Consider the following 13,732-nt stretch of genomic DNA (forward strand, 5'->3'; position numbering starts at 1 on the left):
CTCCTCGGTGAGGGGAACCTTGGGTATTATCTCTATCTTCCCGTTGCCGGGAAAGTTACCGCGATGAAAGTTCAGGGCATCCATCAGACCACCGGGGTTTGTTGGCATGCGAAAGTTAAAAACTATTTGATTCGTGACTGAATTTGTCAGCGGCATGGCCATCGAAACGTGCCGGCGCTTGGCCCCTTTCCCGACCAAAAGCTTTTAAACCCTCCAGGGGTTCACTAATACCGGGTGTGGGCCGGTAGCTCAGCCTGGTATGAGCGCCGCCCTCGCAAGGCGGAGGCCGCGGGTTCAAATCCCGCCCGGTCCACCACAGCACCTCCCGATCACCTTCCGTTTCTGGCGTCTCGTTGCGGACACAGTGCCGCTTTTCGGGGGAAACGCTTTAATCAACATCGCCGTTTTATGGATGGTGGTCTCATGGGGTTCGAGCTCCTAAAGAGGCTCGTTTCCATCAGGTCCCCCTTCGGTGAGGAGAGGGAGATATCGCGCTTTATAGCGTCTTTCCTTGAGGAGCGGGGCTTTGACGTGGAACTGCTTCCTGTTGAGGGATTCGGAGATGATGTGATAGCGCATCTCCCCGGACGGAAGACGACTGTTGTTCTGAACGGTCACATGGACACCGTGAACCTATCCCCCGGATGGACACGCAATCCGTGGGGTGAGCTCGATGGCGACAGGTTCTACGGCCTCGGCAGTGCGGACATGAAGGCCGGCCTCGCCGCTCTGATGAGCGCTTTCGTTGAGATGGGGGAGCTCCCCAAACGCGAGAGGCCGGAGATAATATTCACCGCGGTCAGTGACGAGGAGGGTTATTCCCGCGGAACTTGGGAGCTCATAAAGAGCGGAAGGCTCGACAGGGCGGACGTGGTTCTCGTTGCCGAACCGACCAATGAGAGGCTTATGCTGGGCGCGAGGGGGAGGTTCGTGATCCGGGTGGAGGCCGTGGGAAAGAAGGCCCACGCCGCCAGACCGTACCTCGGAATCAACGCCATCGAGGAGCTGGGGAGGTTTCTGGGGAATCTTGACAAGATTCGCTTTAGGCGCCATAGAAAGCTGGGTGTGGGCTCGTACTGCACGCTCCATATCGAGGGCTCCGCCGACGGTCTCAGCGTTCCGGACCGGGCGGTGGCGATACTCGACAGGCACGTAACAATCGGCGAGGACTGGGAGAAGGTTGAGGGTGAGCTGCTGGGACTCGCTGGAAGGCTTAAGCTTAGAGCAGAGCTGAGGATCGAGAAGTTCAACCGTCCAACCCCGGACATGCTCCCCTACGTTGTCAGGGAAAACAGCAGGTTCGTCGGAGTGTTCAAAAGGGTTCACGCTGCGCTCTTTGGGAGGGAGCCGGAGGTGACCTACGGGAAGAGCGTGGGTGATTTCAACTACTTCGGCACCTATCTGGGTAAGCCGACGCTTGTCTACGGCCCGATGGGCGGGAACTGGCACGCGAGCGACGAATGGGTCAGCGTCGAATCGATGAGAAGGGTGAAGCGGGCCTACGTTGAGTTCCTCAAGAGCCTGGCGTAGCCTCAGGCGGCCGGTTGTCCTCACCTTTCAGGGCAGGGAGTTCTCATCATCGGCGGTTCAGAGTCCGGACTTATCCTAAAATCTTTTTTGCTGGGACGCCCGAAGAAGGGAGTGCTGAAGGGATAAAATGAAACCCCCGAGGGGTTCACAGCTTCTTACCAACTGCGGCACCCACGAGGAAAGCCCCGAGGGCTATCAGGATTATTGCCGTCTCGGGAACGCCTCCCGTGCCATCCCCGGGGGCTGGGGTCGTGGTCTCGGTGGCTGATGGTGTTGGGATGATGATCTGGGGAACGTCCGTGGCGGTGGTGTTGGCGACGGGCGTTTGCTGGCTGGGCTTGCTGAGGAAGAGGTTCGCGGTCTCCCTGGCGTACTGGTAGAATATCATGGCCGTCTGGAGGTCTTCCATGCTTCCGTTCTCCTCGGCACTCTGCTCGTAGCTCTCCGCGAACTCGTAATAGGCTATGGCCAGCACGGGCGTTATGCCCTGGTTCTGGGCCATCGCAATGGCCACCTTGGCGCTCTCCTTCATTCCCGCCAGTTTGTCCTTGAGGACCGTTTGGTTGTCTATCCCCAGCGTGTCCAGAAAGACCTGCGCCCTCACACGCGCCTCCATCGCGGTGAAGAGCGCCGCAGAGTACTTGCCGTCCTCGTAGTACTGCTCTGCCTGCTGAATGCTCTGACTTAGGTCGCCCCCAACGGTGCCGTACATGGACTCTATGTAGGTCACTATGAGGTTGGACTCGTCTATGTAGTCCCTTGCAGTGGTCTTGACGACGTCCCTGCTTATCACGTCGCCGCTCGCAAACCTCTCACCGAGGTTGGCCCAGAAAATAGCGGTCTTAGCCCGCTCGTAGGCGTAGGCGGCGTCCCCAACGGCATCCCAGTAGTCGCCGTTGTAGTAGTACTTCCACGCCTCGTCCAGAAGGCTCTTTGCCTGTTCGACCCTTTCCTCGGCCGCCGCGACTGCCTGGAGCATTGTAGTGCCCCGGATGGTAATGTTCGAGACCCTGCTCTCTGAGGCGTTTATCTGCGAACCAGTCGTTTTCAGAATCCTCTGAACGTCATCCCCTGACTTAACGCTCAGGTACCAGTCCACGTGCCTTATGATTATCCTGGCCTGGAAGTCCTTGCTCATTGTCGTGTAGTACCTTCCGTCATCCAGGCTCTTCTTGGACTGGTTGAGGATAATGCCTGCCTCGTTCAGTGCCTCCATCAGGGTCGTGTAGGTAGCGTAGTTCACGTCGCTCTTTTTGAGCTTCTCCAGCGTTGACCGGTAGTAGGCGGTGGTATTGTCGTAGTCCCTGAGGGCATCCTCCTTGAGGAACGCCGTGTCTATCTTGATGTACGCCGGGGCCTCCGGGCGGGGTATCTTGTGCCCCGTGAAGTAGTAGACGGCGTCGTAGATGTCCTTGATTTCAATGACCGTCAGTCCCCAGCGCTCCTTGGCGTATTCAACGACGTCAACCTTCTTCGTCTGGGTGTTTATCTCCACTATGCCTCCGATCTCCTTTTTCTGGGTCTCCTGGACGTACTGGATGCGCTGTCCCTGGGGGATCAGAAAGAGCTGTGCCCCAACGTCGTGGGCCGCGGAGGCCTTTTCGAGTATTCCACCCACCGGCCCTATGGTTCCGTCCGGGTTTATCATCCCGGTCATCATAACCTTGGGGTTGACCTTCCACCCCTCAAGGGCCGCGATTATCCCAACGGTCATGGTTCCTCCCGCGGATGGGCCCCCTATTATTGGAGAATCGGCCTTGATCTGGATGAACACGTCGTACTTGCTCATATCCACCCCGAGAACCTTGCCCGCTATCTGGGCGGCCAGCCGGGCACTCGCCTGCATGTCCACCTCGGCAAGCGGCCAGGTCTCGACGTAAACGTGACCAGTTCCCGGTGCGACGGTGATCACAAAGTCGGTGGCGACACCTATGAGCTGCCCGTCGGCGGTCCTTGAAACCGCGGGCGCCTTGAGGACGACGGTGTGGCCTTCGCTCGGACACTCGGCGGCGGCAGATGATGCGAACGGCAGCAGGAGCATGAGTATCAGCAGCGGTACTAGTGCCCTTTTCATATTTCTCACCCCGATTTTAGCTCGCCGAGCCTTAATAAAGCGTTTGTGGTTCAACCCTCTAAAACGAACCGGCAAAAAGCTTAAATCATCTCCTTATCTTTCCCCTCTGGGGATGGCAATGGACATCTTCAGCAGGCTCATCGCCAGAAAGTTCAGGCACATCGCGGGCGACAGGTACGATGAGATAACGAAGCGCTACCGTGAGTTCCTTCTCCTCCCCGAGGAGTTCGTTCTTCCAGAGATATCGTCCATTCTTATCCCGGTTGACAGGTTTGCCCATGAAATCCCCGGGGAGCTTTACGATACCCTTGAGGCGTACTCGGGAGCCGCGGTCACCGTCGTCTACATAACTGACAGAATGGCCTTCCGGATGATAGAGCAGACCCTCGGAAAGTCCGAGGCGGAGAGGCTCAAGATGGCTGAGACAGAGCTTGGTGAAAGGGTTCTATCCGAGATAGTTGGGGAGTTGAGGGCAATCGGGCTGAGGGCGAGGGGAAGGCACCTCTTTGGGAGCAAGAGCGACGACGTCATTAAGCTTGCGGCCGAGTTTGACCTTCTCGTCATATCCAGGGGCTACGGTTCCGAGATAACCAAGATGTCCCCCATGAGCCCCGTGGTTCTTAAGATAGTCCAGCACGTGGACAGGCCAACGATAATATATTAGGGTGGTTCCGATGACTCCGAACGAGCAAGTGGCAGTCGCCGTTGCAGTATTCATCTTTATATACGCTCTGATAATCAGTGAGAAGGTTCACAGGACGGTTGCCGCTCTGTTTGGGGCATCCATAGTGCTCTTTACGGGGGTTGTCCCCTGGGAAAAGATGCCCGAGTATCTCGACCTTGGCACGCTCTTCCTGCTCATAGGCATGATGATGATAGTCAACACGGCCAAGGAAAGCGGTCTCTTCGAGTTCATAGCGATAAAAACGGCGAAGTTTGCAAAAGGCAGTCCCATGAAGGTTCTCATCCTGTTTTCCATAGTGACCGCCCTCGTAAGTTCGGTTCTCGACAACGTTACAACCGTCCTCCTCCTGACGCCGATGCTCCTCTACATAACCCGCCTCATGGATGTCAACCCGATTCCCTACCTGCTGGCCGAGATATTCGCCTCCAACATCGGTGGAACTGCAACGCTGATAGGCGATCCCCCCAACATAATGATAGGCTCGGCTGCCGGGCTGAGCTTCACTGAGTTCCTCCTGAACATGGGCCCCATAGCGGCCATAGACCTCCTCATAACCCTCGGGATAATATACCTCGTCTACAGGGACGCCATGAGGATAACCCCCACCAAGATGGAAAGGATTCAGTCGACCATCCAGATGCTCAGGGAAGACGAGGCCATAAGGGACCGCTCCCTCTTCCGGAAATCGGTCATAGTGATACTCGCCGTTGTGCTCCTGTTCTTCGTCCACGACAGGCTTGAAATACACCCCGCCGTTGTGGCCCTCAGCGGTGCCTCGGTTCTCCTGCTCTGGAGCAGGATGGAGCCCACGGAGGTTCTTGAAAAGATAGAGTGGACCGCGATATTCTTCTTCATGGGGCTATTCATAATCGTTGGCTCCCTCGTTGAGACGGGGGTCATAGACGACGTTGCCAGGTGGCTCCTCGGCTACGTCAACACAACGGCGGAGGCCATAGTGATGGTCACGTGGTTCTCGGCCATAGCCTCGGCCATAGTTGACAACATACCCCTGACGGCGGCGATGATACCTCTGATAAAATCGATGAGCGCCTCGATGAACGTTTATCCCCTATGGTGGGCGCTCTCCCTCGGGGCCTGCCTCGGTGGAAACGGCACCGCGATAGGTGCGAGCGCCAACATCGTCGTTCTGGGTATCGCCGCCCGGGAGAGGCTCAACATAACCTTCATGGACTTCCTTAAGATAGGCCTTGTGATAATGCTGAGCACGGTTGGTGTGGGTATGGTTCTGATTTGGGTAAGGTACGTAGGGGTGTGACCTATGAGGATACTCGTGCTCGTTGATGGTTCGAAGTGGAGCCAGAAGGCCGCGCTTCACGCGATAGCCATAGCGAAGAAGAGGGGCAGTAAGCTCACGCTCTTCTCCGTCCTCGACAGGAGAGAGGCCAAGGCCCTCGCCTTCAACATGGGGATGCTGAGCCAGGATTTGAAAAACGTGCAGAGGTTCGAGGAGGAGATATGGAGGGAGATGAAGACAAGCATAAGGGACATAATGACTAACCTTCTCGAACTCTGTCACCAGGAGGGTGTGAACTGTTCGATAAGGATCGTGGAGGGCCCGGCCAAGGACACTATACTCGATGAGGCCAACTCCGGAAAGTATGGACTCGTGGTCATGGGAGCCTATGGGAGAAGCGGAAAAACGAGGATAGGAAGCCTCCTGGAGGAGGTCGTCGGTTCGATAGAGCCCCCCGTAATGGTGGTTCGCTAGCGCTTCCACAGTGCCAGGACGAAGAGTGCCAGGACCATGACCTCCAGCGCGCCAACGGCTATGCCAACGTCTCTCTCTATCCACGCCGCCAGGTGCAGGGTCTCTATGACCTTCTTTATTGCCAGCAGGAGGAACGCGGCAATCAGATATAGCGCCGCGCGGAGGTGGCTCTTCTTATAGGCCATCAACGAGATCCCCGCGAGGGCCAGTGCGAGGATCAGTGCCGTGACGGTAAGTATTGTCTCGATCATTCCTCATCACCCACGCTGGTGAGCAGATCTATCAGGTTGTCAGCCAGCTTCTCCCAGAGGCTCGGCCGGTAGTCTTTTATGACGCGCGCTATTATCGCGGGATCGTATGAGAGGGTGTATACCATGCTCTTTCCCTCCTTTCTGGCATCGACGATGCCGAGCTTAACAAGCTCCCCCATGTGGTAGCTCACGGTAGGCTGGCTGAGCCTTAGCCTTTTGGCTATCTCGCTCTGGGTCAGGGGGCCTTCCATGAGGAGCAGGAGGATTCTCCTCCGGGTCTCAGTGGAGATTGCTATGATGAGCCTCTGACACTCCTTTTCAAAGCCCGCGGGGAATATGTATCGCCTCTTCCCGAGCTTCCTTGAAAACACCTTCTTTTCCTTCTCCAGCCGGTAGAGGTGATACTGCAGGTCGCCTATGCCTATTCCGAGCTCCCTCGCCAGCTCCCTGAAGGTTATCCCGGGTCTGCTCTTGATGTATTGGAGTATTTCATTACGCCTCTCCATACCCAACACTTAAACGCTTGTGGTTCATTCCTCTATGGGAACCCATATAAACGCTATCCCTTTTATGTCCATCGGTGAGAGGATGGAGGCACTGATGCGAAGGGCAGAGGAGCTCGCGCGACGTTACGGTATATTATATTATGAAATACGTGTAACCCGGGTCACCGCATCACACCTCACGATGCAGAACGGCCAGCTGGAAGAGCTGGGGATGAACACCGAGGTGGGCATAGGGGTTAGGGCATTCAACGGGACGTGGGGATTTTCGAGTGCCAACGACATGAGCAGGGCTGAAGATGCCATAGAGGCCGCCATGAAGATAGCGAAGCTCTCTAAGGGCGATTCGAGGATTTACCTCGGCGACCCCGTGAGGGACAGGGCCGAGATAAGGCCGAAAAAGAGTTTTCTGGACGTGGATATAGAGGACAAGCTCGCCCTCGTAAAGGAAACTGACTCGCTCCTCCGGGGAGAGGGCATATCCAACAGGAGCGTTTACTACGGTGACGGCCTCAAGGAGGGATTTTACTTCAACTCCCTCGGGAGCGAGATTGAGACGGTCGTCCCGAGGCTGAGGCTGAGCTTCTCCGTGACTGCCAGGGAAAGCGGAGAGATGCAGAGCTACTGGAAGAGCTTCGGGGGCACCGCCGGCTGGGAGCTGGTCGAGGGAATAGACCTTCCTTACTGGACTGAGTTCGTGAAGGAAAAGGCCCTCTCGCTCCTCCATGCCCAATCGCCCCCTTCGGGAGAGTTCCCCGTGATAATGGACCCCGAGCTTACCGGCGTCTTCATTCACGAGGCCCTGGGGCATGCCGTTGAGGCGGATTCTGTTAAGAACGGCGACAGCATACTCGCCGGAAAGCTGGGTGAGAGAATAGCCGTCGAGGGGCTAACTGTTGTGGACGACCCAACTCTGCCGGGCAAGTTCGGCTCCTACGTCTACGACGACGAGGGGATAAGGGCCAGGAGGGTCGAGATAATAAAGAACGGGGTTCTGATGAGCTACCTCAACGACCGCGAGACGAGTGCCCTGCTCGGCCTCGAACCGAACGGCCACGGCAGGGCCCAGGGCTACAACTACCAGCCCCTCGTGAGGATGAGCAACACCTACGTCGAGCCCGGGGACTGGTCCTTCGAGGAGATGGTCGAGGAGGTCAAAGACGGCCTCTACATGATAGGGGACAAGGGCGGTGAGGTCGACACCGCCAACGGCACCTTTACCTTCGGCGCCAAGGAGGGCTACCTAATCGAGAACGGCGAGGTTAAGGCCCAGGTGAGGGACGTCGCGCTCTCGGGCAGAATCCTTGATGTCCTGAGGGACATCCGCGCCATAGGTGACGACCTCAGGATAGAGTTCCCGGGCTACTGCGGAAAGGGGCAGTGGGTTCCGGTCGACGACGGTGGGCCTCACGTTTTGACGAGGGCCCTCGTGGGGGGATTGAGGTGAGGTGTTCTCGGTCGCCCAGGTTATTACCTCCACGACCGCCCAGCCCTTCCACCCTTCTTCCCCAGAGGCGACGATGTAGAGGTAGTAGGTCTTTCCGGGGGTAGCGTTTGCGGTGTTTATCTTTACCTCGAACGTCCCGTTCTTCCCGGGTTCGACTTCGAGGGTTTCAGGCGTTATCCCCACTTCTATCCCCGATACGGGCCGGAGCTTCGACTCCAGGCCGCTCCAGGAGCGGTGCCTCCCAGGTTCGCCGAGGTACGCCCTCAGCTCCACCCTTCCTCCATAGTAGCCGGTACTGGCTTCGCCCCCAGCAGATGAGACCCTGTACTCCTTCGTGAAGACGAGCCCCCTGAGCGTCACCGTCCGGTTCACGGGCACGACGATGCCGTAGTAGTCCCCCATATTGTCTCCAGTTCCGACGAGGACGTTGCCGGCGTTGAACTCCCCGTAGCCGGGAAAGTAAGAGGGGGAGGTCGTTCTCTCGCCCCAGCCCCCTATGCAGCCGGCTCCGGCTATGAGGATCAGGGCCACGAGGGCGAGTAGCTTCATTCTCATCTCAGCTCCTCCACGTTCCATTCCGCCCCCGAACGTTTTAACCCTTCCCACCGCTTCAACCCCGCTTGAAGTCCCGCGGGATGGAATACCTTTTAAGCCCCCCATGGAACTCCAGCCGGGTGGGCCAATGATAGACGAGCTGGTTAGGATACTCGAGAGAAAAAACGTGGAGTGGGAGCTCTACTGGGAGCGCGGGAGAGGAGGATCCTTCAGGATAGAGCGCGAGAGGGTGGAGCGCTCCCAGAGGAAGTTCTACTCGGGGATAGGCCTCAGGATCGGCTACAGGGGAAAACTTGGCTTCTCATACATAACCGGCCTCACCCACGACAGAGGAACCCTTGAGGAGTTTGTGAGGAGGACTGTGAAGCTCGCCAAAGTTAGCGAGGTTCCCTTCCGGGGGTTCCCCGCTCCATCCAGGGTGCCCCGCGTTGACGGGCTCTACGACGGGAGGATAGACGAGATTCCCTTTGAAGAGGCCCATTCCCTTGCCGGGGAATTCGCCGCCAAGATGCGCGAGCTGAAAGATGACTCACTGACCCTCTCGGGCTCGATAGCCCTTGCGGTCAGCAATTACGGGGTAGCGAACTCCAACGGAATTTTCTTTGAGGGAAAGGGAACTGGAATGAGCGTCTCTGCCTACGCCGTGAAGAGGGGCGAGAGGACGGGCTCCGGTTCGTACTACCAGGCTTACCGGTCGCTCCAGCCCTTTGAGGAGCTTGAGAATGCCATCAAAAAGTCAATTGAAGAGGCAGAGCTCAGCTATCGCGCCGGAAAGGTGGAGCCCCACGCCGGTGAGGTTCTCCTTGAGCCCGAGGCGTTCCGCGCCATTCTGGGTATCTTTCTTGAGAACCTCTTCGGGGACGGTGTTTACTACGGGAGGAGCCGCTTTTCCAAGCTGGGGGAGGAGGTGGCTCCGGAGGGGCTGAGGATAATCGACGACGCGACGATACCCGCTGGTGTGGGGAGCTTTCCCTTTGACGGTGAGGGGAATCCCGGTGAGAGGACGGTCCTGGTCGAGGATGGTGTCATACGCTCCTTCCTTCTCGATGAGACGTACGCACGCCTCTTGAATATGGAGAGCACGGGAAACGCGGTCAGGGACTTCAGGACGATGCCACACATCGGGACGAGCAACGTGGTGGTTGAAGCCGGAAGGGACAACCTTGAGGAGTTTGAGGGCATCGTTGTGAGAAGGGTCTTCGGTGAGCACACCGCCAACCCGGTGAGCGGCGATTTCTCGCTGACCGTGGAGCTCGGTTACATTCTCCGCGACGGCGAGGTCGTGCCGTTCCGGGACAACATGCTCGTTGGGAACGCCTTCGAGTTCCTCCGCTCCATAGGCGCCATAGGGCGTAAACTCCACCGGAGAGGCTCATTCTATTCGCCGAGGGTTCTCGGTACCGCCAAGCTCGTGTAACTTCGATTTTTCCAGGTAAGCTTTTATAGTTCCACGTCTTACAAGCTACTTGGGTGCGTGTGTATGGTATCCCACGGGATTGAGCCTATAATCCTCAAGATTAGACCCGGCGAGACGGTCCTCGTTGAATACAGCTCGGTGTCCTCCCCAGAAATCCTTCTGTACCTGATCAGCAGAAGGTTCATGAAGGCCGGCAACCCGGTTCTCATCGATGACATCTCCGATACCTTCGTTGAATATGTGACCAGGCTTGAGCTGATGGGGCTGGATACTGACGATTTAGTTGGAATCCCCGTGATAAAGATAGGTGGCAGCAGGGAGTTTGGCAACGTTGTCGGGAGGGTCGAGGTGGACAAGTACTCCCTCGACTTCAAGTATTACGGCAAGATATACGACAAGGTCGTGCCTGAGAGGGTGGTATGCAATCCTGTTCTCGGGATACACAAGCTCTTTGTGGCACTTGAGCGGCAGGAAGTGATAAGGCTCGTCCGCAATATCTCGACCTTCGTCGGAAGGAAGAGCCGCTTCGCCCTCTACTTCATAAACCGGGACGTGCTTGAGAAAAAGACCCCGGAGCTCCTGCCCCTGCTTGAGGAGACGGCGAGCACAGTGCTCCAGTGGGAGGTGGACAGGGGCAAATACCGTCTGAGGACAATAAAGGCGGCCAACGACGAGATCCTGGGGATGGCAGTTTCCCTGAACTTCAAGGACGTCAAGAAAACGTGAGGTTTTTAAGCACCTTTTCTTATCACTCTTGGTGATACCGTGAGGTCAGTTCTGGTGGCCATTATACTCCTGATGCTCCTGATGCCGATGGCCGGCGCTTACAGGGTTCCGGAGAGGGGAGTTGTTTATCAGATTATGGTTGACCGATTCTACGACGGCAACGCGAGCAACAACGAGCCCTTCTACGACCCGGCCCATAGAAACTACCGCCTGTACTGGGGCGGCGATATCGAGGGGCTTATCGAGAAACTCGACTACATTCAGAGCCTCGGCGTCTCCATGATATGGGTCTCCCCCCTCAACGACAACATAGACAGGATGGCCGGGGGGAGTGCGCCGTACCACGGCTACTGGACGCGCGACTATAAGCGCATAGAGGAACACTTTGGAACCTGGAATGACTTCAGGAGGCTCGTGGAGGAGGCTAAAAAGAGGGGTATCTGTGTAATCGTCGACTACGTCCCCAACCACTCCAACCCGGCGACGAAGGGTGAGTTCGGGGCGCTATACGACAACGGCACCTTTGTGACCGACTACTACCGGGACGCCAAGAACGCCACGGTGAACCCGATAACCGGTATCAGAGAGAACATCTACCACCACAACGGCAACATATTCACCTGGTCTGGAATCCCCCTCAAGTACGCCAACCTCTTTGGCTTAGCTGACTTCAACCAGCTCAACCCCTGGGTCGATTCATACCTCACCGAGGGGGCGATGCTCTTCACTGGTTCTGGCGCCTGCGGACTCAGGATTGACGCCGTCAAGCACATGGAACTTGGCTGGCTGGAAGTCTTTTATCTCCGCCTCTACTCCAAAAAGCCTCTCTTCATCTACGGGGAGTATTACTCCCTCTCGCCCGAGAAAAGCGACGACCTCTACGGGCTGTACCGCTACTCCAACGTCTCACCGGTTCTCAACATCCCCATAAGGGAGGACATAGTGAGAACCTTTGGCTTCGTGGGAAGCCTCGAAACCCTCTCCAGAACGCTTGAGGATTACTACTCCTTCTTTGTCTACCCGAACAAGCAGCTCAACTTCCTCGACAGCCACGACCTGGTTCGCTTCCTCAACGAGGCAAAGCGGGACGATGCCGTGGAGCGCTTCCACATGGCACTGGCCCTGACAATGACCCTGCCCGGGATTCCGGTGATATACTACGGCGACGAGAGCTACCTAGTGAGCAAAGACGGAAAGGGCGACCCGTACAACCGGCCGATGATGGTCTTCGACAACACCACCGAGGCGGCGGGAATAATCAGAACGCTGGCGGAGCTGAGAAGGACCAACGACGCACTGGCCTTCGGTGACTTCAGGACTGTTTACGCCAACTACTCCGTGTGGGCCTTCGAGAGAACCTTCGGAAGCCACAGGCTCCTCGCGGTCATGAACAAGGGCTCGCCAGTCAGTCTGACCATAGACCTCGACTGGCCCGACGGAACGTACCGCGACGCCCTCTATGGAGCCGAAATGAAGGTCTCCGGAGGAAAGGCTTCCCTTGAACTCGGCCGCAACAGTTTCTACGTCTTCCACATTGAGCGCGAACAGGAGATGCCTTTAATCGGCTCCCTGACGCCCTATGCCGCCCAGCCCGGTCAGGAAATCCTCATAGCCGGGGCGGGCTTTGGGAACGGTGGGAAGGTCTTCATAGGTGGTGTCGAGGCGAAGGTTCTCTCCTGGAACTCGACGGAGATACTCGTTGAGGTTCCCAAGGTGAAAACCGAGAACGCCTGGCTCGACGTCGTGGTCAAAACCGGGGGAAAGGCCAGCGAACCGGCAAAGCTCCGCTACTACTCGGGGAACGATATCCCAGCCCTTATAGCCATCAACGCCACGAACCTCACGGGGAGGCTCTGGATCAGGGGCAACCTGTCGGAGCTGGCCGAACCGAGGCCCCTGCTCAGGTCTTCAACCGACTACTACTTCACGGTCGCCCCGCTCCCCAACGGAACGGCATTCTCGGTGGGGCTCTACACAGGTTCTTCGTGGGGAGAGCTTGAACCCCTCAACGTCACCCTCTACGGCTTCGTGAACTCCACGGTGGTGGTTCTGAGGGATGAGCCCTCCGCCGTTGAAACCGAAACGGCTCCGGCGATGCCAACAACAACGATAGCCCACATGCCAGTCGGAGAGAACCCTCTTCCCTACCTCCTCGCCGCAATTCTCCTGCTCGGGGCCGCTCTGATAATCTGGAAGAAAAGGGGTTAAATCTGCTCGAGAAGCTTCTTTCTCTTTTCCTCGTACTCCTCCGCCGTTATGACGCCCATGTCGTAGAGCTCTTTCAGCTTCTTGAGCTTTTCAAGCGGGTCCTCCTCATTCTCCAGTGCGGGGGGATGCTGAACCGTGGCCCCGGCCGAGACGACCCTGCTCACGAACTCCTTGGGCTTCTTCAGAACCCACGTCTCGTGGGTCAGGCCCTTCTTGACCTCAATCGTCACAGGCTCGACTGCTATCGCGTTGAGGGCGTCTTTTATGGCGTTTATCGTATTCCTCGCCTGCTCCTTGTTCATCCAGCCGAGCTTGAGCCTTATGTTTTCCTCGCCCTTTATTAGGAACTCGGATGATATGACGCCCAGCTCAACGGTGACTTCCTCAAGCTTCTGGTACGGTATGGCTTTCATGTCGTACCTTCCAAGGATTTTCTCATCGATGTAGATTATCCTTCTGTCCGTTATCACAAGCCACTTCGGCTTTTCGAGGCTGACCTTTTTCTTAACGGTAAACAGAACCTTTTCATCTGGTTCTAAATGCCGGACAACGGCCTTTGGAAGGTTTGTGCTCATGACTCTCACCGTGTTACCCCTTGGAGGCGGGA

At 57.0% G+C, this 13,732-nt stretch carries 12 protein-coding genes and 1 tRNA gene; 9 read left to right on the forward strand and 4 right to left on the reverse strand.

What is annotated here, in order from left to right; all coding sequences use genetic code 11:
- The first annotated feature begins 238 nt into the window (after positions 1 to 238).
- Together F7C11_RS09535 and F7C11_RS09540 are read left to right on the forward strand one after the other, a co-directional pair.
- Positions 239 to 316: transfer RNA gene (locus F7C11_RS09535), tRNA-Ala, on the forward strand.
- Positions 317 to 423: 107 nt separating this feature from the next.
- Positions 424 to 1,530, forward strand: coding sequence for a M20 family metallopeptidase (locus F7C11_RS09540; RefSeq protein ID WP_297092968.1), 1,107 nt, complete (start codon positions 424 to 426; stop codon positions 1,528 to 1,530).
- 145 nt (positions 1,531 to 1,675) lie between these two features.
- On the opposite strand, the gene F7C11_RS09545 is transcribed toward F7C11_RS09540, so the two are convergent.
- The gene (locus tag F7C11_RS09545) at positions 1,676 to 3,604 is read right to left on the reverse strand and encodes a S16 family serine protease (RefSeq protein WP_297092969.1); all 1,929 of its coding nucleotides are present in this window, start codon (positions 3,602 to 3,604) and stop codon (positions 1,676 to 1,678) included.
- Between the two features lie 112 nt (positions 3,605 to 3,716).
- Here F7C11_RS09545 and F7C11_RS09550 point away from each other — a divergent pair, with 112 nt between their 5' ends.
- From F7C11_RS09550 to F7C11_RS09560, 3 genes are read left to right on the forward strand one after another with little or no spacing between them, the layout of a single operon-like run.
- Positions 3,717 to 4,268: a universal stress protein gene (locus F7C11_RS09550; protein WP_363316541.1), complete on the forward strand. Its 552-nt coding sequence runs from the start codon at positions 3,717 to 3,719 to the stop codon at positions 4,266 to 4,268.
- Between the two features lie 10 nt (positions 4,269 to 4,278).
- Positions 4,279 to 5,565, forward strand: a complete 1,287-nt coding sequence (locus tag F7C11_RS09555) for an ArsB/NhaD family transporter (RefSeq protein ID WP_297092970.1) — start codon at positions 4,279 to 4,281, stop codon at positions 5,563 to 5,565.
- 3 nt (positions 5,566 to 5,568) lie between these two features.
- A complete protein-coding gene (locus F7C11_RS09560) occupies positions 5,569 to 6,018 on the forward strand; it encodes a universal stress protein (protein ID WP_297092971.1) in 450 nt (149 codons plus the stop codon).
- Here the strand turns inward: F7C11_RS09560 and F7C11_RS09565 are convergent.
- Positions 6,015 to 6,269 (reverse strand): hypothetical protein, encoded by a 255-nt coding sequence (locus F7C11_RS09565; protein ID WP_297092972.1) that lies wholly within the window; start codon positions 6,267 to 6,269, stop codon positions 6,015 to 6,017. The genes F7C11_RS09560 and F7C11_RS09565 overlap by 4 nt on opposite strands.
- Positions 6,266 to 6,775: a metalloregulator ArsR/SmtB family transcription factor gene (locus tag F7C11_RS09570; protein ID WP_297092973.1), complete on the reverse strand. Its 510-nt coding sequence runs from the start codon at positions 6,773 to 6,775 to the stop codon at positions 6,266 to 6,268. The genes F7C11_RS09565 and F7C11_RS09570 overlap by 4 nt, the downstream gene beginning before the upstream one ends.
- Before the next feature lie 82 nt (positions 6,776 to 6,857).
- Here F7C11_RS09570 and F7C11_RS09575 point away from each other — a divergent pair, with 82 nt between their 5' ends.
- The 4 genes from F7C11_RS09575 (at position 6,858) to F7C11_RS09590 (ending at position 13,125) form a co-directional block, all read left to right on the forward strand.
- The gene (locus F7C11_RS09575) at positions 6,858 to 8,219 is read left to right on the forward strand and encodes a TldD/PmbA family protein (RefSeq protein ID WP_297093001.1); all 1,362 of its coding nucleotides are present in this window, start codon (positions 6,858 to 6,860) and stop codon (positions 8,217 to 8,219) included.
- Positions 8,220 to 8,901: 682 nt separating this feature from the next.
- Positions 8,902 to 10,191, forward strand: coding sequence for a TldD/PmbA family protein (locus F7C11_RS09580; RefSeq protein WP_297092974.1), 1,290 nt, complete (start codon positions 8,902 to 8,904; stop codon positions 10,189 to 10,191).
- A gap of 63 nt (positions 10,192 to 10,254) precedes the next feature.
- A complete protein-coding gene (locus F7C11_RS09585; protein ID WP_297093002.1) occupies positions 10,255 to 10,917 on the forward strand; it encodes a DUF257 family protein in 663 nt (220 codons plus the stop codon).
- 72 nt (positions 10,918 to 10,989) lie between these two features.
- A complete protein-coding gene (locus F7C11_RS09590; RefSeq protein ID WP_394354850.1) occupies positions 10,990 to 13,125 on the forward strand; it encodes an alpha-amylase family glycosyl hydrolase in 2,136 nt (711 codons plus the stop codon).
- Here F7C11_RS09590 and F7C11_RS09595 read toward each other — a convergent pair.
- Entirely contained in the window at positions 13,122 to 13,700 is a 579-nt protein-coding gene (locus tag F7C11_RS09595; RefSeq protein WP_297093003.1) for a PH domain-containing protein, read from the reverse strand. The two genes, F7C11_RS09590 and F7C11_RS09595, sit on opposite strands and share 4 nt — an antisense overlap.
- Positions 13,701 to 13,732 lie beyond the last annotated feature (32 nt).

It is taken from the genome of Thermococcus sp., assembly GCF_015521605.1.
In the GTDB taxonomy this organism is placed as follows: domain Archaea; phylum Methanobacteriota_B; class Thermococci; order Thermococcales; family Thermococcaceae; genus Thermococcus.